Consider the following 25,372-nt stretch of genomic DNA (forward strand, 5'->3'; position numbering starts at 1 on the left):
AAAAATATGTTTTAAAATCAGTCTCTATAACAACGACCCGGTAGAGTTGTTTTCGGGGATAAAGTGAAAGTTGGTAAATTAACACTTAAACAAATGTCTTGTGCAAGACGTTTTAGGGCAATCAGACAGAAATCAGTAATATATTAAATCAGAATAAATAATAGGTATTATTATGAAAATGGCTCTTTCAGAATTTGCATTACGAGAGAAGGGAATTTATGGTGTCTTACACATTGTGATTCTGTTACTTTCGTTATTTTTAGTGGTTAGTATTTCAGTAGATACATTCAAGGGTATTCCTTTCTATACTCAGACGGTATTTATGAAGGTTCAGTTTGCCGTGTGCGTATTGTTTTTGCTGGACTTCATTTTGGAGTGGTTTTTAGCAAAGCATAAAGGACGTTATTTTGCCACTCACTTCGTATTTCTTCTGGTAGCCATTCCTTACCAGAGCATTATTTCCTGGGCAGGATGGACGTTTTCAGAAGAAATCACTTACTTATTGCGTTTTATTCCTTTAGTGCGCGGTGGTTATGCGTTGGCCATTGTGGTGGGTTGGCTGACGTATAATAAGGCATCCGGTCTGTTTGTTACTTACCTTACGACTTTGCTTGCTACGGTTTATTTCTCCAGTCTGGCTTTTTATGTTATGGAGCATGGGGCGAATACATTAGTTACAGGCTATGGGGATGCTTTGTGGTGGGCGTTTATGGATGTAACGACGGTTGGTTCCAATATTATTGCTGTGACGGTGACGGGGCGTGTACTGTCGGTTTTACTGGCGGCATTGGGTATGATGATGTTTCCGATATTTACGGTGTATGTGACGAGTCTGGTGCAGAAGAGGAATCAGGAGAAACAAGAATATTATAAGGAGTTGCAGGGAGGAGATATAAAGTAATGTTGTATGTATGTACTTTTTCTTTCGGCTACGCCTCCGGTACTACTCCGACACTGCCATTCGCAGACGGGGCTCGAACTCGCTTCGCTCAGACAGATCGCCCCTTACCTGCGCCTGACAGTGCCTACGTTTACGCACCTACGCCTATGCCGGAGGGCTGCGCGGTGGGGAATTAGTTTGTGTTTGTACGGAAATGAATGATAGATTACTGATGAGGTTTTGTTAGTTTGTTGATAATCAATTTAGATAGTCTCCTGATTATCAATAGATAGCATTTACGATCTATTTACCTCATGATGTAAAAGCATTTATCGCCGTATGTAACGACCTTTACCACTTATTGTAACGCTCTTTACCTCGGCATGTAACGACCTTTACCTCGGCATGTAAATGGAGTTACTGTGTGGGGTTAACAAAGTTACCATTTGGGGTAAACAGAATTTCCATGAAAGCTATGTACTTATGAAGCATCTATATTTATAAGGTGTGACTTACTTTACGCCGCATGGTCTCCCGGCCTCACTGTAGGTGCGTAAGCGTAGGTGCTGTCAGACGTAGGTAAGGGGCGATTTGTTTGAGCGAAGCGAGTTCGAGCCCCGTCTGCGGATGGCAGTACCGGAGTAGCACCGGAAGTGCAGCCTTGAGTTTTCCTTTTGGTATCTTTTCTTTTGTCTCAAGAGAAAAGAAAAGTATAAGCGCCGCCTATCCTCTCCGGACTGACGACGCCTTTTATTTATGAAAAAGAGAGATTGTCTTATTCTACAATAGTCACATGGTCACCATTGAACACGCCCAAACCCAATTTGTTCATGATATACTTGATGGCGAGTTGTGATTTAACAGAATTCCCTGCTTCGTCCAAAGGAGGTGCAAATGCAGCTGCACCGAATACACCGGGCAGTACGGACATAACTCCACCACCTACACCGCTCTTGGCAGGTATGCCGGCAGTGTACATCCAGTCACCTGAATGTTCGTAGAAGCCTACGGTAGAAATCATGGAAGTAATCTTCGGAGCTAATGAAGCTTCAAACACTTCTTTCTTGGTGACAGGGTTTACACCACTGTTGGCGATGGTTCCGGCAGCAATCGCCAGTTGTCCGGCAGTGATACCCAATGAGCACTGACGAGTGTACAGGTCGAGTGCCATATCCGGATTATCGTAGATGCGGTTATAGTTCTTCAGTAACCATGCAATAGAGCGGTTGTTGAAGTTCGTAGCTGTTTCCGACTTATACAACTCATCAATCAATTGTGGAGCTGAACCGCACAAATCAGTAATATTCTGAACAATAGCTTCCCATTTCTTATCTGAATTACCCACAGGCTCAACCATGGAACATGCTGAGATGGCACCTGCATTTACCAAGGGGGTAGAAGGGTGATCATTCTCCAGTAAGATGGCGATGATTGAGTTGAAAGGTAATCCTGTAGCATCTGCACCAATCATATCCAGCACCTTCTGTGCTCCGTATTGACGGAGGATAAGGATGGCTGTATGCACTTTGGACACAGATTCTATACCGAAACGGTAGTCAGTGTCACCTATATTAATAGTTTGTCCGTTCATCAGACAGATGCTGATGCCGAACAGATTCTTGTCGATGTTGGCAAGGTAGGGGATGTAATCGGCATTTTTTCCCCCGGTGTTACCCTTCACCTGCTCATAGGCTTCCTGGGCAACCTCTTTTAGTTGAGAGATTGAAATCTTTTTATCCATAGTTAATAAAGTGTTAGAGTGTTAAGGCGATAGAGTGTTAGGGTGATATTGCTCAATCACCTTATCACTCTATCACCCTATCACTTCAATTATTTTACAGCCTTTTTATGGCGGCGTCCACCATGATTGAACATCTTAGCTTCCACCGGCAAGTTCTTTTCCTGAGCCATGCGGGTAGGAGTAGGATAATCCAATTTCTCCAGTTCGGTGATAGCATTCTTGATGTCGCCCAGCAACATGTCTGCCATGTCGCGGCTGAAGCCCTGGCGTACTACCACACGCATTACAACATAGTCTTCCAGTTTAGAAGGCAGAGTATAAGCCGGTACCATCCAACCGTGTTGCGACAGTTTATCCTGAAGGTCGTACAACGTCCATTTAGCATTCTTGGCGTACTCCGGTTTCATGTACCAGATGAACAACGGGTTCACCACTTCTTCTGAATAGTTGACGAACGGTTCCATCTTGGCGATTTCATCATGGATATACTTCGCAATGGTCAGCGAATTATACTGCACCTCTTTGTATCCCTGGAATCCTAAGCGAATGAATTGGTAGTACTGACCCAGGATTTGAGCAGCAGGACGGGAGAAGTTCAAGCCGACCTGAGTAATGTTTGCACCGAGGTAGTTTACGCTGAATGACATTTCCTCGGGCAGATATTCTTTGCCTTTCCAGCAAACCCAACCCAGACCCGGATAAACGAGACCGAACTTATGTCCGCTGACACTGATAGAAAGAACCCACTTCAAGCGGAAGTCCCACTTCTTTTCAGGATAGAGGAACGGCAGGATGAAACCGCCACTGGCAGCATCTACATGGATAGGAATATCGTAACCGGTCTTGGCGTTGTAAGCATCGAGAGCTTTGTCCAGTGCTTCTACGTCATCGTTCAGTCCGGTCCATGTCATACCCTGAATAGGTACGATACAAATGGTGTTTTCATCACACATTTTTAATGCTTCTTCCGGATCAAGAGTAGTCTTGTCAAGGGTCAAAGGTACTTCACGCATTTCAATCTGCCACAACTGAGCGAACTTTTCCCATACTACTTGGAAACCGGTTGAGATAACGAAATTAGGTTTATCGAATGGTTTGCCCTGAGCCTGGCGTTTTTTACGCCAACGCAGCCAAGCTGCCACACCGCCCAACATACATGCTTCACTTGAACCAATGGCCAGCGCACCTGTTTTCCAAGTATCCTTTTCAGGAGAGTTCCACAAGTTTGCTACGATGTTGATACATTTTCCGTTCATCACGGCGATACGGGGATATTCCGTTTCGTCAATGTAGTTGATGTTGATCGCCTCGTTCATCAGCTTGGTGGCATAGTCGTCCATATAAGTGGTAACGAATGTAGCCAGATTCAGACGGGGTTGAGTTTGAGCGAAAGTTTCGTCTTTTACCATCTGATAAGCAATCTCGGGAGTAGTAGGTCCGTCAGGGATCTTCTCTACCGGAGAGGGTTGCAACATTCTGTTTGATCCAAACACTTCTGTTTTGGCATCACCTTTTCTGAAATTTACATCTTCCATTTTACTAATTGTTTTAGTTTAGGTTTAGGCGGCGAGGATTTTCCCCGTCGAATTTCCCACAACAACGGCGTTTGCAGAGGAAAGTTCCGGGGTTTTACATATTTTGGCGTTTATTAAAGGGAGGGAGAGGTAAATGATAATTTAGCGGGTGAAAGAATTGGTACGCGGACGACGCGGATGAGGCGGACGAATGCGGACTTTAATCTTTTAGACGCGGATGACACGGATGACGCGGATTTTTAAAGCTGCGCTATACATACCGGCATATCACACCGAAGGAAAAAAGAATCCGCGTCATCCGTGTCATCCGTGTCTGAAAGATTACTTGCACGCCGAAGGAGAACCTTGCTCCAGCGCTACGCTGGTAAATTATCATTTATACTCTCCTTCACTCTTTGAACTTTCTCTTTGTACTTTTGTTTTTATTGCACTGTTTCAAACTATATAAATATTGTATATATGAAAATCAATACCGGACGGGGGACTATTCCCTTAATTACGCTTATCGGCATCTGGTCTATCTCTGCATTGACCTCTTTGCCGGGATTGGCTGTTTCTCCTATTCTGGGACAGCTTTCCACCACTTTTCCGGATGCTTCGGAGTTGGACATCCAGATGCTTAGTTCCTTACCTTCGTTATTGATTATACCTTTTATTTTATTGGCGGGCAAGTTGGCCGAGAAACGCGACTTCGTCCGTCTGTTACGCGCGGGGCTCTGGATGTTCGCCGCGAGTGGGGTGCTGTACCTGTTTTCCACAAAAATGTGGCAATTAATAGCTGTCAGCGCCCTGCTGGGAATTGGTGCGGGACTGATTATTCCGCTTTCTACCGGATTGATATCCCGCTATTTCACGGGAACCTACCGGGTGAAACAGTTTGGATACAGTTCCGCTATTACAAATGTTATGCTGGTGGTGGCAACTGCTGTTACCGGTTATCTGGCAGAAGTGAACTGGCATCTGCCTTTCCTGGTCTATTTACTACCTTTGGTAGCCATCATACTCACCATCCATCTGAAAGACGAAAATGCGGATTGTGAAGCACAAATCACGTCATCGGATAAATCTCCTGCTGATACTTCTTCATCGGCAGAAACGACTGTTCCCGCTATCCCCGGTAAGTATGGTATTCATGTCCGTCATCTGCTGCAACTGATGCTTTTCTACGGGCTTACCACTTATATCGTATTGATCGTGACGTTCAACCTTCCGTTCCTGATGGAGGAACATCACTTTTCCAGTGGGAACTCGGGGATGATGATTTCCCTCTTCTTCCTTGCTATCATGGCACCCGGTTTCTTTCTGGGGCATGTTGTAAAGTATCTGAAGGAAAAGACTAAGTTTTACAGTCTGCTGTGTATTGCACTGGGGTTGGCACTGATATGGATTTCTCCCAAAGAATGGCTGATTATACCCGGCTGCATACTGGTGGGATTGGGCTATGGGGTTATCCAACCGTTGATTTATGATAAAACGGTGGATACGGCTGTTCCCCAGAAAACCACGCTGGCATTGGCTTTTGTGATGGCAATGAATTATCTGGCCGTGCTGCTTTGTCCGTTTATCGTAGATTTCTTCCAATCATTGTTTCATGTACGTTCGCAGGAGTTTCCGTTTATCTTTAACCTTTGCATTACGATACTTGCATTGATATGGGCGTATAGGAGGAAGAAAGATTTTCTGTTCGGCGATAAGCTGTAAGTCGGTAGTTTCACTTCAATGACTGATATCGATGGTTGAATTGCTAAAATAGCCGGTTCAGCACACAGTCATTCTGTGTATAATTCGGATAGTTTACTTTTGTGCAAAAAACAAAAGTATAAAACATGTTCGACGCTATCCTTCGATTCTCAGTAAAGAAGAAGCTTTTTGTGGGGCTTACCACTTTGTTTCTTTTGATTGGTGGAATTTATTCCATGTTGACACTTCCTATAGATGCTGTTCCGGATATTACAAACAATCAGGTACAGATTGTAACCGTGTCACCAACCTTGGCTCCACAAGAGGTGGAGCAACTAATCACAATGCCCGTGGAAATCGCCATGAGCAATATCATGAATGTCACTGAAATCCGTTCTGTCTCCCGTTTCGGGTTGTCGGTGGTGACGGTAGTCTTTGAAGAGAGTGTACCTACTCTGGATGCCCGCCAGCTGGTGAACGAGCAAATACAGAGTGTGGCCGGTGAGATTCCTTCCGAGTTGGGTATGCCCGAAATGATGCCTATCACCACCGGGCTGGGTGAGATATACCAATATGTATTGAAAGTGGAGCCGGATTATGAAGATAAATATGATGCCATGGAGCTTCGTACCATTCAGGATTGGATTGTGAAACGGCAATTGTCAGGTATTCCAGGAATTGTTGAGATAAACAGTTTCGGAGGCTATCTGAAACAATATGAAGTAGCGGTTGATCCGGATGTACTTTTCTCTCTCAATATCACCATCGGAGAGGTGTTCGAAGCTTTAAATAAGAATAATCAGAATACGGGTGGCAGCTATATCGAGAAAGTAAATCGTGCTTATTATATTCGTTCCGAAGGAATGATAAGCCGCATTAAAGATGTGGAACAGGTAGTAGTAGCTAATCGCAATGGTATTCCTATCCGTATCAGTGACATCGGTACGGTACGCTTCGGAGCACCCAAACGTTTCGGAGCCATGACAATGGACGGCAAGGGCGAATGTGTGGGTGGCATTGCCATGATGCTGAAAGGAGCCAATGCCAATGTCGTAACCGGAGAACTGGAGAAAAGGGTGGAAAAGATACAGAAGATATTGCCGGAAGGTGTTACTATCGAGCCTTATCTGAACCGCTCTGAATTAGTGAACCGCAACATTTCTACTGTTATCTACAATCTGATAGAAGGCGCGATCATCGTATTTCTGGTATTGATTGTTTTTCTGGGCAATGTACGTGCCGGACTGATTGTGGCTTCCGTCATTCCATTAGCAATGTTGTTTGCATTCATTCTGATGCGTATCTTTAATGTTTCTGCCAACCTTATGAGCTTGGGGGCGATAGATTTCGGTATTGTTGTCGATGGCTCCATTGTTATATTGGAAGGTATATTGGCGCATATTTACAGTAAGAAGTTTAAGGGTCGCACTTTATCGGCAAAAGAAATGGATGCGGAAGTAGAGAAAGGTGCTTCGAGTGTGGTACGGTCTGCGACATTTGCTGTATTCATCATTCTGATCGTCTTTTTCCCTATACTGACGTTGACGGGAATAGAAGGGAAGTATTTCACGCCGATGGCTAAAACCCTGGTATTTTGCATTATCGGCGCTCTGTTCTTATCATTGACTTACGTTCCGATGATGGCTTCCCTGTTCCTGAAACATCATATTGTGACAAAACCGACTTTTGCTGATAAATTCTTTGAAGCACTGAATAAACTCTATGCCCGTGCCTTGTCATTCTGCTTGCGCTTTAAGTGGCAGACTGTTGCAACTGCGTTTGTGGCTCTGGTTATTTCTCTCTTTCTTTTCACCCGTCTGGGAGCGGAGTTTATTCCTACGTTGGATGAAGGGGATTTTGCCATGCAGATGACGCTTCCGGCCGGCAGTTCGTTGAGCGAAAGTATCGAAGTATCCAATGAAGCGGAGAAACTCCTGATGGATAAACTCCCGGAAATCAAACATGTGGTAGCTAAAATAGGTACGGCGGAAGTTCCGACAGACCCGATGGCAGTGGAAGATGCCGACGTAATGATTGTCATGAAGCCTTTCAAGGAGTGGACCAGTGCTACCAGTCGTGCCGAAATGGTAGAGAAGATGAAAGAGGCTCTTGAACCGTTAGCTAACCGTGCGGAGTTTAATTTCTCCCAACCTATCCAACTTCGTTTTAATGAGTTGATGACAGGAGCCAAAGCAGATATTGCTGTTAAACTTTATGGAGAAGATACACATGAACTCTATCAGAAGGCAAAAAAAGCTGCTGCTTTTGTAGAAAAGGTACCTGGGGCATCGGATGTGATTGTGGAACAGACAATGGGGTTACCTCAGTTGGTAGTAAAGTATAATCGTGGAAAGATTGCCCGCTATGGTATCAATATAGAAGAATTGAATACTATTATTCGTACAGCCTATGCCGGAGAGGCTAGTGGAGTAGTCTTTGAGAATGAGCGTCGCTTTGACTTGGTGGTTCGTCTGGATCAGGATAAAGTGGCTGATTTGAATCTGGATAAACTCTTTGTCCGTTCCAATGAAGGCATTCAGATACCGGTCAGTGAGGTAGCTACCATTGATTTGGTGAATGGTCCGTTACAGATTAACCGGGATGCAACCAAGCGTCGTATTGTAATCGGGGTCAATGTGCGTGGAGCGGATATTCAGCAGGTGGTGCAGGATATACAAAAGACGCTGGACAAGAATATTCAATTGAAGCCCGGATATTATTTCGAATATGGCGGACAATTTGAGAATTTGCAGAATGCCATCAACACTTTGCTGGTTGTTGTACCGGTAGCTCTGATGCTGATTCTGTTACTATTGTTTTTCGCTTTCAAGAATGTTACTTATACATTGGTGGTGTTCTCTACCGTGCCTCTTTCATTGATTGGCGGTATTCTGGCACTATGGCTACGCGGTCTTCCATTCAGCATTTCGGCGGGAGTAGGCTTCATTGCCCTCTTCGGCGTAGCGGTTCTCAATGGTATTTTAATGATTAATCACTTTAATGACATAAGAAAAGAAACTATGTATGCTCTTTCTACCAGACGGGTGATTGCCCGTGGAACCGCTCATCTGTTGCGGCCTGTTTTCTTGACAGGACTGGTTGCTTCCTTGGGATTTGTTCCTATGGCCATTGCCACCTCGGCCGGCGCCGAAGTGCAGCGTCCGTTGGCTACTGTAGTTATTGGCGGGTTGATTGTATCTACTGTATTGACACTGCTTATTATTCCTGTTTTCTATCAGATTGTAAGCTATACAGTGGTATGGAAACGTCGTTTCTCTGCGAAAAAGTTCTTGTTCTTCTTTCTGTTGTTGGCTGTTATGTTGCCCTTTACGGCGAAAGCTCAGGAGAAAGTGACGATGGAGCAGGCTATAGAACTGGCAAAGCAGAACCATCCCCGGTTGAAAATAGCTTCTGCGGCAATCCGCCAGGTAAAGGCGGGCAGGGGAGAAGTTTTGGAATTGTCTCCTACCGAGATGAACTATTCATGGGGACAACTGAATGGTGAACTTAGAAAAGACAAGCAGTGGGAAGTAACCCAAGGCTTAGGCTCGCTGTTGACTCCTTTTTATAAGAATGCCTTGGTGAACAGGCAGGTTGAAACGGGGACTTTCTACCGGCAGATTGTTGAAAAAGAGGTAGTGGCGGAAGTGAAGCGTGCATGGGCATATTATCTGTATGCCTGCAATCTTCGTGCTTTATACAATGACCAGAACAAATTGGCCGGGCAATTACAGCGTATGGGGGAGTTGCGTTATCAGCAGGGAGAAATAACTTTGCTGGAAAAAAATATGACCACCAGTATGGCTGTGGATATGAAGAATCGCCTTTTTCAGGCACAAGAAGAGGAAAAACTGGCTTTGTCACGCCTGAATTGGGTCTGTTATGCAGACCGGCCATTGGTTCCGGTAGATACGGCATTGGTGCAATTTCCGGTAGATTATCAGGCACCGTCTTTTTCGGAAGTTCACCTGAATTATTTCCAGAGTCAGGCTAATGAGGCTAAAGCACAATTGAATGTGGAGCGAAGCCGATTTTTTCCTGAGCTGTCCTTCGGTTACGTACGTCAGGATATACTTCCACTGAAAGGATTGAATTCGTGGATGGTTGGAGTTTCCTTTCCGGTTTATTTCTTGCCACGGCATAGCAAGATAAAGCAAGCGAAGGTGGCTGCCGTCATAGCAAGAACTGAAGCAGAGACTAATACACAGAATCTATATAACAAGGTTTCGGAAGCTGTTGCCAGCTTGCGCCGCCAGTCCGAAAGTCTGCGCTATTATACAACATCGGCATTGAAAGAAGCGGATGAACTGGTGAAGGTGGCCAACCTGCAGTTGCAACATAGCGAAACGAATATAACTGAATTTATACAAGCCGTTAATGTGGCGCGTGACATTCGTCGCGGATACCTCGAAACGGTATATCAATACAATATAGCAGCCCTTGAATACGAACTTTTTAAATAGAATGATGACGATGAAAAAGATAACTTTCCCCTTAATTCTGCTGGTGCTGACAGCATGCGGCGAGAACAAAGAAGTACAACCGGCAGAAGAGGCTACTGCTGTTGCCGTAGCAGAAAATATGACAGATAGCATTCAGGTCGATGCTATCACTTCAGCTACTTCTAAACCCAATCAGGTATCATTTAACGGTACAATGGTTATTCCTCCGCAACGGATGGCGACGGTTTCGCTTACGATGGGTGGGGTTATTAAAAGTACTTCTTTGTTGCCCGGTGAACCTGTACGGCAAGGGAGTGTATTGGCTACTCTGGAAAATCCCGACTTTATAACTTTACAACAGACTTATCTGGACAGTCATGCACAGACTGAATTCCTGGAAGCGGAATACCTTCGCCAGCAAGCTCTTTCTGCCGAACAAGCAGCCTCCCAAAAGAAACTTCAGCAAAGCAAGGCAGATTACCTTTCAATGAAAAGCCGTGTAGAGGCGGCAGCTGCACAGTTGAAGTTACTGGAAGTTGAACCTGAAGTCTTGCTGAAGGAGGGTATTCAACCTTTTTTGCAGATTAAAGCTCCGATCAGTGGCTATGTGGCAGATGTGAAAATGAATGTCGGTAAATATATGAATGTAGGAGATGCCCTTTGTGAAATAGTAGATAAAAGTCGGACTTTACTCAGATTGACAACCTATGAAAAGGACCTGGCAGATATGAAAGTGGGAAATCCGGTACAATTTCGTGTAAACGGAATGGGAAAAACAGTATTTAAGGCTACTTTGATATCTATCGGGCAGAAAGTGGATGAAGATACACGCTCTGTTGAAGTCTATGCCAGGGTAGATACTGCGGACAATCAATTCCGTCCCGGGATGTACGTCACAGCAAGGATTATGAAAGAGCAGGCTTCTGCTGAACAATAAGGTTCCTTATCTTTGAAAAAATAAGGATGTGATGGAATAAAATGTATCTTTGTATGTAAAATACTGCAAGCATGAAAAACCGGTATACTCTGTTCATACTCATCGTTTCCATTTCCGTGGCAACATTGATTCATTTTCCGGAATTGGTTTCTCTCTTTGATGTTTTCGAGAGCCAGACACTGTTTCCGGGCATGAGGCCTGCTGATGTGGCAAGTGAAGTGTTTTTCACTTTCATCTCTCTTGTGATTCTGTTTGAGGTGAACATTTTGCTGTTCCACTTTAACCAGCCGGCTGTAAAAATTACCTGGCAAAAGATGATATTGTCATTGATACTGACTTGGATTTTAAGCAGCTTGTTAGGGAAATGTTTTGTATTCCTGCATCACACTTTCGATATTCCGGCCATTGATGCCATGGTACATCATTATCTGCATCCTCTGCGTGATTTTATAATAACCTGTACCGTATCGGGAAGTTGTTATATATCCTATCTTATCCGGCGCCAGCAGGAAGTCGTTATAGAAAACCAGCAGTTGCAGGCCGAGAACATCCTGAACCAGTATGAGGCTTTGAAGAATCAACTGAATCCGCATATGCTATTTAACTCTCTGAATACTCTCCGGTCACTGGTACGCGAAGACCAGGATAAAGCACAGGAATACATTCAGGAACTTTCCCGTGTTTTGCGCTACACCTTGCAGGGAAATGATTCGAAAAGTGTGTTTTTGAAGGATGAAATAGAATTTGTGTCGGCCTATATCTTTTTGTTGAAGATGCGCTTTGAAGATAATCTCTCTTTTGATATTGGTATTGATAATAAATATGCCAATTATTATTTGCCTCCTATGGCAGTTCAGATGCTGATAGAGAATGCTGTGAAACATAATGAAATAAGCGACAAGCGTCCATTGAATATCCGTATTTATACCGAAGGGGAAGAGTTAATCGTTACCAATCCGGTGCAGCCTAAACTGACTGCTACTACCGGAACTGGTATAGGGCTGGCAAATCTTGCAAAGCGCTATTATTTGCTTTATAAGCGGGAGATACAAATCAGCGAGAACGAGCAGTTTACCATACGTATTCCTTTAATATCAAGTGTCTCATGAAAGTAATTATTATAGAAGATGAGAAAGCGGCAGTCCGCAACCTGAAAGCTTTGTTACAGGAAGTGAAGCCGGAAGTGGAAGTTGAGGCTACTGTGGACAGTATTGCGGCTGTATTGGATTGGTTTGCCATACACTCTATGCCGGATATGATCTTTATGGATATTCATTTAGCTGACGGATCAGCCTTTGAAATCTTCGATCATGTAGATATTACCTGCCCTATCGTTTTCACTACGGCCTATGATGAATATGCTCTTCGTGCGTTCAAAGTGAACAGCGTGGATTATTTATTGAAGCCTATTGGCAAGAGTGACATTGAGAAAGCTTTCCATAAGTTGGAGCAGTTGCAGGGTCCGGAACAAGGGAAATCCCCTGACAATGCTTTATTGCAATTAATCCATTCGCTGAAAAAGCAGGAAAGTTATAAAACGCATTTTCTCATTCCGGTGAAGGGTGACAAGTTGCTACCGGTTTCGGTGGATATGATTCTGCTGTTTTATATTCAGGACTGCAAAGTGAAGGTTGTTCTTGCCGATGGTAAGGAATATACATTTCCACAAACGTTGGATGAAATAACAGAATGTATCGATCCATCCCTGTTCTTTCGTGTCAACCGGCAATTTCTGATTTCCCGTGAGGCTATCAAGGATATTGATTTATGGTTCAACAATCGTCTGTCTATTAATCTTCGTTGTAAGGTATCGGATGAGAAAGTGCTGGTAAGCAAGGCACGTGTGCAGGAATTTAAGGATTGGTTTTCCAAGACACATTGAGCATGTCGTGAAGAATACAAGAGCTACAAGCTACAAGTACTTTGCAGCGTGATAGCGCAGCCACTCGTAGCTTGTAACTTGTAGCTCATGTAGCTTGTAACTTTTACAGCTCTATCGGTTCATACTTCAGTCCGAACACATCAGCCACCGCTTTATATGTCACCTGTCCTTCTACCACATTCAGCCCTAATGCCAGTGCGGGGTCGTCCTTGCACGCTTTCCGCCAGCCTTTGTTTGCCAGTGCCACGGTGTAGGGCAGCGTTGCATTGGTCAGTGCCATGGTGGAGGTGAACGGTACGGCACCCGGAATATTGGCAACGGCATAATGAACGATGCTATCCACTACATACGTCGGTTCGCTATGCGTGGTCGGGTGGGAGGTTTCAAAGCAGCCGCCCTGGTCGATGGCAACATCTACGAGGACTGTTCCGGGTTTCATCATTTTCAGCATCTCTTTGGTAATGAGGTGCGGGGCCTTATCGCCCGGGATGAGGACGGAACCTATCACGAGATCTATATTGGGAAGCTCCATCTTGATGTTGTGCATGGAGGAATAGAGCGTTTTCACGTTCTTCGGCATCACTTCGCTGAGGTAGCGGAGGCGGGAGAGGTTGATGTCCGTAATCAGGACTTCAGCACCCATGCCGGCAGCTATCTGTGCGGCGTTGGTTCCTACGATACCACCACCCAGAACAAGCACCCGTGCGGGGCGTACACCTGTCACGCCACCCATCAGTTTTCCTTTTCCACCTTGGGGCTTTTCGAGGAAACGGGCACCTACCTGGGTAGCCATGCGCCCTGCCACTTCGCTCATAGGGGTGAGCAATGGCAGCGAGCGGTCTTCCTTCTCCACGGTTTCGTAGGCAATGCAGATACCGCCACTTTCTATCATGGCTTCGGTCAATATTTTATCGGCGGCGAAGTGGAAGTAGGTAAATACCACCTGACCTTTTTTAATCAGTTTGTACTCGGGGGCGATAGGTTCTTTCACCTTCACAATCATTTCCGCCGCGGCATAGGTCGCTTCGATGGTTGGCAGCATTTTCGCACCCACTGCTGTGTACTCTTCATCCGCGAAACCGCTGTTTGCACCTGCTGATACCTGTACATACACTGTATGACCTTGTTTCACCAACTCGGCTACTCCGGCAGGGGTCATACCTACACGGTTTTCGTTGTTCTTGATTTCCTTAGGTACTCCGATAATCATAACCTTAACAGTTTTAATTGGGGGTTAAACATGTCGCAATGTAGCGATTTCCGTGTTTCGGTGTACTTCGGGAGTAGGTGTTTTACAACAGTATTTTTATACAGGTTTTAATCTGAAATAATCGGATGCCCTTGAATTTCAATATTTTGTTCAGGAGGTAATTCTTGTATGAATATGAAATGATTAGTGTCCATACCAGTCGTATTTTTTCTCTTTGGTACTTGCTTTATCCTGTTTTTGCAACTGTTTTTGTGTACTGTGCAAACGGTGCATAGTAATAATCGTAAATACGACGCCTAAAATAATAAGTACTACTAAGACAATGCTTGCTTTGAAGTGTAGGTATTCGTTGATGAGGCGCTGGTTGAGCAGGCACATTTGGTTATTGGGCTGATGTTACGCCAACTGTTCAAGGGCTATTTCAGCGGGTATAGTTCCCGCTATATAGCTTTCTACCGTTCTATTACGCGGTCGTTTGCTACGCCTCCTTCCACAAAGTCATATTCTTGCCAAGATCTCAGTCCTTTGCGGCTGTGTACAATAAAGTCGAGCCAGTCACGGTTGTAAGTTTCGAAATGCAGGCAACGATAGGTTTGGCGGACACGTTCCATATCCAACTCAATTAAGGCAGGGAGTACCTCTTAATAGCCGTAAGTTGACGATTTGTGCTTAGCGTTCGGCTTGGCTGCGAAGGGTGGTGATGTAGGAACCTTAAATGTCTGTCATTTGGTGTGTTAAACTTCTTCTTCTTTCAGTGTTTCCCGATACTGCATCGGCGTCATGCCGAATACCCGGCTGAAAGTTGTATAGTATGCGCTACGGCTGTTGAAACCCGCTAGTGGGGCTATGGCGTGCAATTGGTAAGCATCGGTAAGAACGGGTTTCTTCAGTCCTCGGTAGATATGGGCATAACGGCGAAGATAAATATTTATCGGGTAATATTTGCTTGCATTTCTTTATAATCTACCCGGAATAATGTACATTTGCCCGACAAATTATTTATCGACCTATATGAAACATACTATATTATCCCTTATACTTCTGGCATGGGGAGCGCAGGCTTATCCGCAAACAACGGAGAATGTGCCTTCCGATGCTACTTTTACCCCTCCTTTTGATTTCCCCATCACCTTCTCCGGGAACTTCGGTGAGATACGTGCTAACCACTTTCATGGCGGATTGGATTTCAAAACCGGAGGAACCATCGGCAAACCGGTACATGCCCTAGCCGAAGGATATATTTCGCGTATTCGCGTCACGCATGGTTCGGGATATGTGCTCGATGTAGCTTATAATAACGGATATAAAACCATCAACCGGCATCTCAGTGCTTTTGTGGGTGATGTGGCCCGCCGTGTGGAAGACCTGCAATATGAAAAGGAATCGTGGGAAGTGGAGATTACTCCCGAACCGGGTGAATATCCGGTGAAGGCAGGACAGGTGATCGCTCTGAGTGGCAATACCGGTTATTCTTTCGGTCCGCACCTGCACTTGGATATGTTTGAGGCGGATACGGACGATTATATCGACCCGTTGCCCTTCTTTAAGAAGAAAGTGAAAGACAATACGGCTCCTCGTGCCGAGGGCATTATGCTTTTTCCTCAACCGGGTAGGGGAGTAGTGGACGGAAACCAGAAGCATCAGGCGTTTCCGCTTACCCCAAAACAACCTATTACTGCTTGGGGATTGGTAGGTTCCGCTATCCGTGCCTATGATTATATGGACGGGGTGAGCAATCGTTACGGAGTACATACTGTCATTCTGGAAGTAGATAGTGTGGAAGTGTTCCGTAGTGTGGTAGATCGTTTCTCGGAATATGAGAACCGGATGATTAATTCGTGGACGTACGGGCAATACATGAAGTCATTCATCGAGCCGGGAAATACATTACGTATGCTGCATGCTCCCAATGGAAACCGGGGACTGGTTGATATTAATGAAGAGCGTCCCTACCACTTCGTTTATACGCTGAAAGATGCGCTGGGAAATACTTCCAAAGTACGTTTTACGATACATGGAAAGCGTGCGGAAATAAAACCTGTGGAGCACCGGGAGAAGTACATTTTTCACTGGAATAAAGTAAATATCCTGCAAGAGCCCGGTTTGAATCTGGTTATCCCCCGAGGGATGCTCTATGATGACGCATATCTGAATTATGCCGTGCGGGCTGACAGTGGAGACATTGCTTTCACCTATCAGTTGAATGATACCCGTATACCTTTGCATGGACGTTGCGAATTAACTGTTGGATTGCGCCGCCGTCCATTGGAAGATATGACGAAATATTATGTAGCAAGTGTGGGTAATCGTGGAAAGAAATATAGTATAGGTGGCAAGTATGAAGACGGATTAATGAAGACGACGATCCGCGAACTGGGCACTTATACTGTTGCCATTGACACCGTACCGCCCCAAATCACTCCGCTCAATCCAAAACAATGGGGGAGCGCGGGACGCATCACTTTCAAGGCAAAAGATGGAGAAACCGGTATCAGTAGCTACCGGGGAACCATAGACGGAAAATATGCTCTGTTTGGCAAGCCCAATTCCATCAGTGGAAATCTGGTTTGTGAACTCGATCCGCGACATGTGAAGAAAGGCGGACGACATATTGTAGAGATGACCGTGACGGATGGCTGCGGCAATCAGACGACAGAGCGGTTTGAGTTTGTCTGGTAATGGAATATATTAATCGATAATTAAAATAACTGAAGTATGAAAAGTAAAAGACTGACTCTTTCCGTCTTATGTATGGTGACAGCCGTAGCGCATGCGTTGGCTTGTACCAATCTTATTGTAGGTAAAAATGCCTCTACTGACGGTTCTACCATCGTTTCCTATTCTGCCGATTCCTACGGGCTGTTCGGTGAGTTATACCATTACCCTGCCGGCGTACATAAGAAAGGTACTCTGATGGATGTACACGAGTGGGATACCGGTAAATATCTGGGCCAGATAGAGCAGGCCCGTCAGACTTACAATGTTATTGGTAACATCAACGAATTCCAGCTCACCATTGCCGAGACCACTTTCGGTGGTCGTCCGGAATTGGTAGATACTACCGGTATTATTGACTATGGTAGTCTGATTTATCTGGGACTGCAACGTGCCCGTACGGCCCGCGAGGCTATCAAGGTGATGACTGACCTTGTACAGGAATATGGTTATTACAGCAGTGGGGAATCTTTCACAATTGCCGATCCTAACGAAATCTGGATTATGGAAATGATTGGCAAAGGCCCCGGTGTGCGTGGTGCCGTATGGGTGGCCGTACGCATTCCGGATGATTGTATCTCGGCGCATGCCAACCAGTCGCGCATCCACCAGTTCGATATGAATGATAAGAACAACTGTATGTATTCTTCCGATGTCATCTCTTTTGCCCGCGAAAAAGGTTACTTCAACGGTGTGAACAAGGATTTCAGCTTTGCTGATGCATACGCTCCTCTGGATTTCGGTGCACGCCGTTATTGCGAAGCCCGTGTATGGAGTTACTTCAATATGTTTACCGACCGTGGTGAGGAATTCCTTCCTTATATAGAAGGTAAAACCAATCAGCCCATGCCTCTCTATTTGAAAGCCAACCGCAAAATCTCCGTACAGGATGTGAAGAATGCCATGCGCGACCATTACGAAGGTACTCCGCTGGATATCAGCAAGGATTTTGGTGCAGGTCCTTATCATACTCCTTACCGTCTTTCTCCGCTGTCCTTCAAGGTGAACGACCAGGAATATTTCAACGAACGTCCCATCTCTACCCAGCAGTCAGGTTTTGTTTTCGTATCTCAGATGCGCTCTACCATGCCCGATGCTATCGGTGGCGTGCTGTGGTTCGGTACGGATGATGCTAATATGACAGTGTTCACACCTGTATATTGCTGTACCGATAAAGTGCCTGTATGCTACTCTCGCGTAGATGGCGCCGACTATATTACCTTCTCTTGGAATTCTTCTTTCTGGATATTCAACTGGGTGGCGAATATGGTTTATCCCCGCTACGACCTGATGATTGGCGATGTACGTGCAAGCCAGTCGGAGATGGAAACTACTTTCAATGATGCGCAGGAAGGTATCGAATCGGCTGCATCCAAACTGTATTCCAAAGATCCTGCCCGGGCAAAAGCGTTCCTGACTAACTACACGAATATGACCGCGCAAAGTACGCTCGATACCTGGAAACGTCTCGGCGAATTCCTTATTGTAAAATACAATGATGGTGTGGTGAAACGTATGAAAGACGGTAAGTTCGAACGTAATTCCATCGGTCAGCCGGCTGGTGTGATACGTCCCGGATATCCGAAAGAATTCCTTGAAGAATATGCAAAACAAACCGGCGACCGCTATAAAATGCCGGAATAACACCCTGTTGCAGATTTCACGGGAACTTCATTTCTCCTGTGAAATCTGTACAATACAGTGTAAATCTTTAATGAAAAAGTAGGATATTTGAACTTATTCGCCTACATTTGTGTCTTCCAAATAACAGATATATTTTAACCTCTAAAATAACAATAATTGTATGGAAAATCAGGAACTTATCAAGCAGGTAACTGAGAAAGCCCAAATGTGGCTCACCCCGGCTTATGATGCCGAAACTCAGGCTGAAGTAAAACGCATGTTGGAAAACGAAGATAAAACTGAGTTGATAGATTGTTTCTATAAGGATTTGGAATTCGGGACGGGTGGCCTGCGCGGCATCATGGGTGCTGGAACCAATCGCATGAATATCTATACCGTAGGTGCTGCAACACAGGGCCTTTCCAACTATCTGAATAAGTGTTTCAAGGACAAAGAGCAGATTTCCGTTGTGGTAGGTTATGACTGCCGTAACAATAGCGACAAGTTTGCCCGGATTTCTGCAGATATCTTCTCTGCAAACGGTATCAAGGTATATCTCTTCGACGATTTGCGTCCTACACCGGAAGTTTCTTTTGCTATCCGTCACTTCGGTTGCCAGAGTGGCATCAATATCACGGCAAGTCATAACCCGAGAGAATACAATGGCTATAAGGCTTATTGGGATGATGGCGCACAAGTACTTGCTCCGCACGATACCGCTATCATTGACGAAGTAAACAAGGTGACTGTTGATGATATCAAGTTTGAAGGTAACAAAGAGTTGATTCAGATAATTGGTGCTGATGTAGACAAGATCTATCTGGATATGGTTCATTCTATTTCTATAGATCCGGAAGTTATCAAGCGTCAGAAAGATCTCAGCATTGTTTATACTCCTTTGCATGGTGCAGGTCGTGTGCTGATTCCTTCTTCTCTGAAAGAATGGGGATTTGAGAATGTAAATTGCGTACCCGAGCAGATGGTGAAGGATGGCAATTTCCCGACAGTGGTATCTCCGAACCCTGAAAATGCTGAGGCGCTTTCTATGGCTATCGCATTGGCGAAGAAGATCGATGCCGATATTGTAATGGCCAGTGACCCGGATGCTGACCGTGTAGGTATGGCTTGCAAAGATGATAAAGGTGAGTGGGTGCTTATCAATGGTAACCAGACTTGTCTGATCTTCTTGTATTACATTATCAAGAATCGTATTGCAATGGGTAAGATGCAGCCGAATGATTTTATTGTGAAGACCATTGTAACTACTGAACTGATTAAAGCTGTCGCTGATAAGAATAAGATTGAAATGCGTGATTGCTACACTGGTTTCAAATGGATTGCACGTGAAATCCGTTTGAGCGAAGGTAAGCAGCAATATATTGGTGGTGGTGAAGAAAGCTACGGCTTCCTGGCAGAAGACTTTGTTCGTGATAAAGATGCCGTTTCCGCTTGTTCATTGTTGGCTGAGATCTGTGCCTGGGCTAAGGATCAGGGCAAGACGCTGTATGATGTGCTGATGGATATCTATGTAGAGTATGGTTTCTCTAAAGAAACGACTGTAAACGTAGTGAAACCCGGTAAGAGCGGTGCGGATGAAATCAAAGCCATGATGGATAACTTCCGTGCTAACCCGCCGAAAGAAATCGGAGGTTCACCTGTTAAATTGATCAAGGATTATAAGACATTGAAGATGATCGATGCTCAGGGAAATGCTGTTGATCTGGATATGCCGGAGACTTCAAATGTTCTTCAGTATTTCACGGAAGACGGTACAAAGATTTCTGTTCGTCCGTCGGGTACAGAACCGAAAATCAAGTTCTATATCGAGGTGAAGGGCGAAATGGGTTGCCCGAAATGCTACGCCAGTGCTGATGCTGAAGCAGAAGAGAAAGTGGTGGCAGTACGTAAGTCACTTGGTATCTGAGAAAGATAAACTGCTGTAAGGCAGAAGGAAAGGTGTAATCCTGCGAAGGGTTGCACCTTTTTTGTTTTTTATCCGTTAGCGTGGACATTCTTCCCGTTTTAAGGTTCTTTTGCTTTCTTTAAGTCAACTCTGAAATCATTCTCTGTTAAATGCCGTTTTATATGCAACGTATAAACCTAACCTAAACCTTAGTAATATCCATTAGGATGATAAAAAGGGGATTTTAGCAATTAGTGGCGTAAGAGCGTTTTCAATAGTGAAAGCATCGGTTGAGATAAATTGCTACTATCCCCTTTTTTTCTGATGGATATATTTTAGAATTACTTGATGAAGGTCGAATGACCGGGAGATGAGAAAATATACAGATTGCGGTTGCATGCTAATTGGTTGATGTGAATGAGAGTCGTTTCATTCGTAGTTGTTCGTTTGTTGAATGCATGTCCTCCGCAATCTGTTTTTATTTGAATGATTTCCGTCTTTTAATTATTGCTTAGCCACCAGTCTATCATCTTTCGTGCTATGCTCAGTTTTCGTGGGATTTCCGGCATATTTTCTTTTGAATAGAATGCTCCGGCACTGAGCTCGTCTTTCTGTAACTTGATTTCCCCACTTTCATAATCAGCAATGAAGCCTACCATCAGTCCGCTGGGATAGGGCCAGGGCTGGTTGCCGAAATAAGTGATATTTTTCACTCGCAATCCGGTTTCTTCCATCACTTCGCGTTGTACGCATTGTTCCAGAGTTTCTCCTGCTTCGAGGAAACCGGCTACCAAACCATAGAATGTTCCGCGGAAATTGCGGGCATGCACCAGTAAGATTTCTTCCCCGCGGCGTATTAGTACAATGATAGCTGTAGAAATAGGTGGATATATTTCGTAAGCACACGAAGGGCATTTTTTCATGATAGGGGTCTTATGTTCCGTAGGCATACCACACGCAGGACAAAAACGGCTGTGCTGATCCCAATACAGTATCTGATATGCTTTTCCGGCAGCTTTATATTCGTCCAGAGTGATGTATTCGTAGGACCCCCGGAGGTTGACCATAGCCCATTCTTCTGTTTCTGTAACAAGCTGTTCAATGGCGAATGCATGTACCATTTCATCCGTGGGCAGAAAGACTTCATGGATCGTACTACCTGAGCCGGGGGCCAACGGTGGTTCTGTACCATAAGGTACACTGTATTTAATCTCTCCTTTTTCTGTTTTCTCTTTTTTCAGCAACAGTTGGTCTTTGAAAAAGACGAACCACTGTGTAGGGCTCTGGTTTTTACTATTCTCCATTCCTGATAAAATATCTGTTTAAAAGATTATATATTAGCTATATGCATCCTGCATCCATAGCAGTTAGGCGGTTATTCTCAAAAAAGCAGAAAAAATTCGAAGATTATCGTGATATTTTCTGGTATGCAATTCTGGGCGTCCCATTTGAGACATAAACCGTCCCACAACGGATAAATTCGTTTCGTACAAGGAGGTTTTGCATGATGATATTGTCTTTATGTGTGTCCGCACGTAAGCTTGGATATTGCTTGGCGCACCAATTTAAACAGATATCGCCAATGCCTTTGTAACTTCCGTCGGAAGCGATACGGTGAATCACATAATAGGGATCATCATTCAGCCAAGCTCCATCTTCAATAATGGCATAAAAAGGGTCGGGACTCGGAACAAAACAAAATGTTCCGATGATTTTTCCGTGTTCATCTTCGCATGCGTAACAATGTCCGTCGGTGATTTCTTTGGCAATCAGTTCACGCTGTGGGTAGCCGTTGATCCACTGGTTTCCGTTTCCTACGGATGCCATAAACTTGCGGGCATGATCGAATATCTCCATCAGGCGGTCTAAGTCAGAAAGTTGGCTGGGACGAATTTGTATCATATCTGTAAACCTGTTAAGTTGCTTAATTCCGGAATGCAAATGTACATCATTATTTTTTATATTATCCTTTTCTTTTTCCTTTCATTAGAAATTCTTCAAAGAATGTATCGCGGTAGCTGTTGCCTATGGCAATTTCATAATTGCCTATATAGATGTCATTGTTATCAAATGAATCGATGTGGCGGGTATTGACGATATAGGACTTGTTTACACGGAGGAACATATTCTGGGGCAGGAGCTCGGAGATACCTTTCATATTCATACGGGTTATGATGCGCTGCTCCGGTAATTGAAGGATTACATAGTCTTTCAATCCTTCGATGAAGAGAATATCGGCATAGTTTACTTTGAAATATTTCCGTTCGGACTTGACAAAGAAATACTCGGAAGATACATTGGCTTCGATGGCCTCTTTCTCTTCTTTCATCAATAATGAATGATAGGAGAGAGCCTTCTGCACAGCTTTTTGGAAACGTTCTGCTTCTATCGGCTTGACCAGATAGTCGATGGCATCGACCTCATAGCTATCCAGTGCATATTCCGTATAGGCAGTGGTGAAGATGATAAGTGTTCGTTTGGAGACAGTATGCGCGAACTCTATGCCGGTGATACCGGGCATCTGGATATCCAGAAAGATTAGGTCGACAGAATGTTCTTCCATAAACCGTGCGGCGGACACTGCATTGTTGAACATGCTCAGTAAGCAAAGCTCTTTATTTTCTTCTACCAGCATTTCCATAGCCTCGCGTGCCAGGGGTTCATCATCTATTATAATACAATTCATAAGTTCAGCTTTAAATTTACTACATATTTGTTTTCTGTCTCGGACACTTCCAGTAAATAGCGACCGACATATAAGAGTTCGAGCCGACGTCGGATGTTTGTTAGTCCGATTCCGCCTACACGGCTCTTGCCTGTTGCTACGGCAGGCTTGGAATTTTCACACTGGAATTCCAATTGATTATCATCAACCTTGAAGAAAAGGTGAACGTATGACGGATGTTCACTATCGAAATTATGCTTCACTGCATTCTCTACAAAAGGAATGAATAGCAAGGCCGGCAATTGTATGCCATTGATATTACCTTCCTCTGTGATATTGTAGTCAAAGTGGTCACGCCGTACTTTTTCCAGATTCAGATAATCGTTCAGGAAACGGACATCGGAGCGGAGAGGTACATGTTCGCGGAAGTTATCATTCATCTGGTAACGCAATAAATCTTCAAGCTTGAATAATACTTTAGATGCTTCTGCGGGATTCTTTCGAATGAGTACATTGGCATTATTCAGCATATTGAATAAGAAGTGAGGATTTATCTGGTTTTTGAGAAACTTCAATTCAGAATGCAGAGTGGCAGATTGGATCTCATCTACACGCTGGTTATAGAGTATCCAGTGGCGGAGTAGGAGTATGGCGGACATTCCGGCTACGGTAAATCCCATGGCTAATACTCCTGATATGGCATTTACCACGATAGGCAATAGACCGTTATCGGATGAGGGAACAGAAATGTCGATGGTGAAAATTTGGAATATGGCTACAGCTATAATGACTATCAGACTAACTCCGGATACACCGAGGGCATATATCAACAGGCGATTTTTCATCAGGAAGCGAGGGAATAGCCAATAAAGATTGATATAGAAAACTGCATCAATGGAAATAAAATAGATGGCCCATCCCAGCAACCTTTGAGGAAAGCTGAGTGGTCGCATGGGGACATTCCAAAGTATGTTTACTGTAATCATAAATACCACGAATTGCAGAAACAGATGCCTTGCCGTCCGATAACGTGGAGCAAGCAGGAAATTGGTAAAACGGTTATTGATCATTTTCCACTTCCTTTCAATTCAAGCTGAATGCTTTGGGCGGTTAATTCCAGCCGGTAGTTCTCTCCGTATTGCAAATCAAGACGTTGCCGGATTTTATTTAATTCTATTTCCGGTTCCAAACAAGGTATGGATATCTGGCAGTTAAACTGAATATTCTCATCTTCTGCGTGCAGATGGATGCCAATGGATGCAGGATATTCTTCCTGTGTTTCGATTTGTTTTACGGTGTACTGTATAAAAGGGATGAAAAGCAATGGGAATACAAAAGTACGTCCTGTCTCTCCCGATGCGTTCATGTGGAAATCAAATTTGCCGGAGACAAGTTGTTCCAGTTCCAAATAATTGGTGAGGAATTTGATTTCTGTATTTAACAACACTTTTTCCCGGCTACAGTCATACAACTGATACCGGAGTATCTGGCTCAGTTTCATTAACATTTTTGAAGCCTTTCCCGGATTTACCAATGCCTGTTCTCCTGAATAGTGGAGTACCCGGAATAACATGGAAGGACTAAGTTGTTCTTTCAGATGTCCTATTTCAGACTGCAACCTGATTTTTTCTAATTGCATCACTCGTTGGTTTTCCAGTATCCAAAGCCGCAGCAAGACAGTCATGCCACCGCCCATGATACTAAGGAGCGTTAGTGGGAAAGAGGAAAGATAGTCCATTACAAATGCCACTTTAGAGTATCCGACATAAATGTTAGGAACTAAGAAGATATCGGATACAATATACTCCTGTGTAGCTTGAAAGATAAAAACTACGATTAAAGCAGTTGAGAGGGAAAGAATATATGTCAGATATCTTTGTTTGAGCAAGTAACGGGGTACCAGATAGAGCAAATTGAAGTAGAAAATGGAACCATAGAGCAGAAACATATTGAAGATAAGAAGATAGGTCCACTTACCCAACATCTCTATATAGCCCTGACAACTGAATAATACCAGATTACAGGCTATGACAAGTAGTGCCGCGATGACAGTGATATGTCTGGCTACCCGGAAGCGCGAACTGACGAGGAAGCGGTATAGAAAAGAATTATCATTGCCTATAATAGGTATTACTTTCATGGAAGTATCTTTCATTTGA

The 25,372-nt window shown here is 44.2% G+C and carries 19 protein-coding genes; 9 read left to right on the forward strand and 10 right to left on the reverse strand.

Annotated features, from left to right (window positions below; all coding sequences use genetic code 11):
• Nucleotides 1-172 precede the first annotated feature (172 nt).
• Nucleotides 173-901, forward strand: a complete 729-nt coding sequence (locus tag VYM24_RS16545; RefSeq protein WP_291548442.1) for a potassium channel family protein — start codon at nt 173-175, stop codon at nt 899-901.
• A 754-nt stretch (nt 902-1,655) separates the two neighbouring features.
• Here VYM24_RS16545 and glsA read toward each other — a convergent pair.
• On the reverse strand, nt 1,656-2,621 hold the full coding sequence (gene glsA, locus VYM24_RS16550) for a glutaminase A (RefSeq protein ID WP_299093948.1): 966 nt from the start codon (nt 2,619-2,621) through the stop codon (nt 1,656-1,658).
• 89 nt (nt 2,622-2,710) lie between these two features.
• Nucleotides 2,711-4,156 carry a glutamate decarboxylase gene (gene gad, locus VYM24_RS16555; protein ID WP_330940432.1) on the reverse strand — a complete coding sequence of 482 codons (1,446 nt, stop codon included), beginning with the start codon at nt 4,154-4,156 and terminating at the stop codon, nt 2,711-2,713.
• A gap of 459 nt (nt 4,157-4,615) precedes the next feature.
• Here gad and VYM24_RS16560 point away from each other — a divergent pair, with 459 nt between their 5' ends.
• The 5 genes from VYM24_RS16560 to VYM24_RS16580 all read left to right on the forward strand — a co-directional run bounded on the left by VYM24_RS16560 (nt 4,616) and on the right by VYM24_RS16580 (nt 13,097).
• Nucleotides 4,616-5,857 (forward strand): MFS transporter, encoded by a 1,242-nt coding sequence (locus VYM24_RS16560; RefSeq protein WP_330940433.1) that lies wholly within the window; start codon nt 4,616-4,618, stop codon nt 5,855-5,857.
• A gap of 125 nt (nt 5,858-5,982) precedes the next feature.
• Entirely contained in the window at nt 5,983-10,299 is a 4,317-nt protein-coding gene (locus VYM24_RS16565; protein ID WP_330940434.1) for a CusA/CzcA family heavy metal efflux RND transporter, read from the forward strand.
• A 10-nt stretch (nt 10,300-10,309) separates the two neighbouring features.
• Nucleotides 10,310-11,215 (forward strand): efflux RND transporter periplasmic adaptor subunit, encoded by a 906-nt coding sequence (locus VYM24_RS16570; protein ID WP_291548448.1) that lies wholly within the window; start codon nt 10,310-10,312, stop codon nt 11,213-11,215.
• Nucleotides 11,216-11,286: 71 nt separating this feature from the next.
• Nucleotides 11,287-12,324, forward strand: coding sequence for a sensor histidine kinase (locus VYM24_RS16575; RefSeq protein WP_299093954.1), 1,038 nt, complete (start codon nt 11,287-11,289; stop codon nt 12,322-12,324).
• Nucleotides 12,321-13,097: a LytR/AlgR family response regulator transcription factor gene (locus tag VYM24_RS16580; protein ID WP_330940435.1), complete on the forward strand. Its 777-nt coding sequence runs from the start codon at nt 12,321-12,323 to the stop codon at nt 13,095-13,097. Before VYM24_RS16575 ends, VYM24_RS16580 begins: the two co-directional genes overlap by 4 nt.
• Nucleotides 13,098-13,200: 103 nt before the next feature.
• Here the strand turns inward: VYM24_RS16580 and ald are convergent, their stop codons facing one another.
• From ald to VYM24_RS16595, 3 genes are all read right to left on the reverse strand, one after another.
• Nucleotides 13,201-14,307, reverse strand: coding sequence for an alanine dehydrogenase (gene ald, locus VYM24_RS16585; protein WP_330940436.1), 1,107 nt, complete (start codon nt 14,305-14,307; stop codon nt 13,201-13,203).
• A 452-nt stretch (nt 14,308-14,759) separates the two neighbouring features.
• Entirely contained in the window at nt 14,760-14,918 is a 159-nt protein-coding gene (locus VYM24_RS16590) for a DUF3990 domain-containing protein (RefSeq protein WP_007216370.1), read from the reverse strand.
• Between the two features lie 123 nt (nt 14,919-15,041).
• Complete coding sequence (locus VYM24_RS16595) at nt 15,042-15,164, reverse strand: AraC family transcriptional regulator (RefSeq protein WP_232304446.1); 123 nt, start codon at nt 15,162-15,164, stop codon at nt 15,042-15,044.
• Between the two features lie 154 nt (nt 15,165-15,318).
• Here VYM24_RS16595 and VYM24_RS16600 point away from each other — a divergent pair, with 154 nt between their 5' ends.
• The 3 genes from VYM24_RS16600 (at nt 15,319) to VYM24_RS16610 (ending at nt 20,569) form a co-directional block, all read left to right on the forward strand.
• On the forward strand, nt 15,319-16,986 hold the full coding sequence (locus VYM24_RS16600) for a M23 family metallopeptidase (protein WP_291548455.1): 1,668 nt from the start codon (nt 15,319-15,321) through the stop codon (nt 16,984-16,986).
• Between the two features lie 36 nt (nt 16,987-17,022).
• A complete protein-coding gene (locus VYM24_RS16605; protein WP_299093964.1) occupies nt 17,023-18,666 on the forward strand; it encodes a C69 family dipeptidase in 1,644 nt (547 codons plus the stop codon).
• Between the two features lie 160 nt (nt 18,667-18,826).
• Nucleotides 18,827-20,569, forward strand: coding sequence for a phospho-sugar mutase (locus tag VYM24_RS16610; protein ID WP_299093966.1), 1,743 nt, complete (start codon nt 18,827-18,829; stop codon nt 20,567-20,569).
• 479 nt (nt 20,570-21,048) lie between these two features.
• On the opposite strand, the gene nudC is transcribed toward VYM24_RS16610, so the two are convergent.
• From nudC to VYM24_RS16635, 5 genes are all read right to left on the reverse strand, one after another.
• Nucleotides 21,049-21,852 (reverse strand): NAD(+) diphosphatase, encoded by an 804-nt coding sequence (nudC, locus tag VYM24_RS16615; protein WP_299093968.1) that lies wholly within the window; start codon nt 21,850-21,852, stop codon nt 21,049-21,051.
• Between the two features lie 103 nt (nt 21,853-21,955).
• Entirely contained in the window at nt 21,956-22,450 is a 495-nt protein-coding gene (locus VYM24_RS16620; protein ID WP_299093970.1) for a GNAT family N-acetyltransferase, read from the reverse strand.
• Nucleotides 22,451-22,511: 61 nt separating this feature from the next.
• Nucleotides 22,512-23,234 carry a LytR/AlgR family response regulator transcription factor gene (locus tag VYM24_RS16625; RefSeq protein ID WP_299093972.1) on the reverse strand — a complete coding sequence of 241 codons (723 nt, stop codon included), beginning with the start codon at nt 23,232-23,234 and terminating at the stop codon, nt 22,512-22,514.
• A complete protein-coding gene (locus tag VYM24_RS16630) occupies nt 23,231-24,283 on the reverse strand; it encodes a sensor histidine kinase (RefSeq protein WP_299093974.1) in 1,053 nt (350 codons plus the stop codon). The genes VYM24_RS16625 and VYM24_RS16630 overlap by 4 nt, the downstream gene beginning before the upstream one ends.
• Nucleotides 24,280-25,353: a sensor histidine kinase gene (locus VYM24_RS16635; protein WP_330940437.1), complete on the reverse strand. Its 1,074-nt coding sequence runs from the start codon at nt 25,351-25,353 to the stop codon at nt 24,280-24,282. The genes VYM24_RS16630 and VYM24_RS16635 overlap by 4 nt, the downstream gene beginning before the upstream one ends.
• Between the last annotated feature and the right edge of the window lie 19 nt (nt 25,354-25,372).

It is taken from the genome of Bacteroides sp. MSB163 (assembly GCF_036416795.1).
GTDB classification, from domain to species: Bacteria; Bacteroidota; Bacteroidia; order Bacteroidales; family Bacteroidaceae; genus Bacteroides; species Bacteroides maternus.

What these genes read in the sequence shown, in the direction of transcription:
- VYM24_RS16575 (WP_299093954.1), top strand. Translation starts at nt 11,287, where the DNA reads ATGAAAAACCGGTATACTCTGTTCATACTCATCGTTTCCATTTCCGTG.
- VYM24_RS16620 (WP_299093970.1), bottom strand. Translation starts at nt 22,450, where the DNA reads ATGATACAAATTCGTCCCAGCCAACTTTCTGACTTAGACCGCCTGATG.
- VYM24_RS16580 (WP_330940435.1), top strand. Translation starts at nt 12,321, where the DNA reads ATGAAAGTAATTATTATAGAAGATGAGAAAGCGGCAGTCCGCAACCTG.
- VYM24_RS16610 (WP_299093966.1), top strand. Translation starts at nt 18,827, where the DNA reads ATGGAAAATCAGGAACTTATCAAGCAGGTAACTGAGAAAGCCCAAATG.
- VYM24_RS16590 (WP_007216370.1), bottom strand. Translation starts at nt 14,918, where the DNA reads ATGGAACGTGTCCGCCAAACCTATCGTTGCCTGCATTTCGAAACTTAC.
- glsA (WP_299093948.1), bottom strand. Translation starts at nt 2,621, where the DNA reads ATGGATAAAAAGATTTCAATCTCTCAACTAAAAGAGGTTGCCCAGGAA.
- VYM24_RS16630 (WP_299093974.1), bottom strand. Translation starts at nt 24,283, where the DNA reads ATGATCAATAACCGTTTTACCAATTTCCTGCTTGCTCCACGTTATCGG.
- VYM24_RS16560 (WP_330940433.1), top strand. Translation starts at nt 4,616, where the DNA reads ATGAAAATCAATACCGGACGGGGGACTATTCCCTTAATTACGCTTATC.
- VYM24_RS16600 (WP_291548455.1), top strand. Translation starts at nt 15,319, where the DNA reads ATGAAACATACTATATTATCCCTTATACTTCTGGCATGGGGAGCGCAG.
- VYM24_RS16565 (WP_330940434.1), top strand. Translation starts at nt 5,983, where the DNA reads ATGTTCGACGCTATCCTTCGATTCTCAGTAAAGAAGAAGCTTTTTGTG.
- gad (WP_330940432.1), bottom strand. Translation starts at nt 4,156, where the DNA reads ATGGAAGATGTAAATTTCAGAAAAGGTGATGCCAAAACAGAAGTGTTT.
- VYM24_RS16625 (WP_299093972.1), bottom strand. Translation starts at nt 23,234, where the DNA reads ATGAATTGTATTATAATAGATGATGAACCCCTGGCACGCGAGGCTATG.
- nudC (WP_299093968.1), bottom strand. Translation starts at nt 21,852, where the DNA reads ATGGAGAATAGTAAAAACCAGAGCCCTACACAGTGGTTCGTCTTTTTC.
- ald (WP_330940436.1), bottom strand. Translation starts at nt 14,307, where the DNA reads ATGATTATCGGAGTACCTAAGGAAATCAAGAACAACGAAAACCGTGTA.
- VYM24_RS16545 (WP_291548442.1), top strand. Translation starts at nt 173, where the DNA reads ATGAAAATGGCTCTTTCAGAATTTGCATTACGAGAGAAGGGAATTTAT.
- VYM24_RS16635 (WP_330940437.1), bottom strand. Translation starts at nt 25,353, where the DNA reads ATGAAAGTAATACCTATTATAGGCAATGATAATTCTTTTCTATACCGC.
- VYM24_RS16605 (WP_299093964.1), top strand. Translation starts at nt 17,023, where the DNA reads ATGAAAAGTAAAAGACTGACTCTTTCCGTCTTATGTATGGTGACAGCC.
- VYM24_RS16570 (WP_291548448.1), top strand. Translation starts at nt 10,310, where the DNA reads ATGAAAAAGATAACTTTCCCCTTAATTCTGCTGGTGCTGACAGCATGC.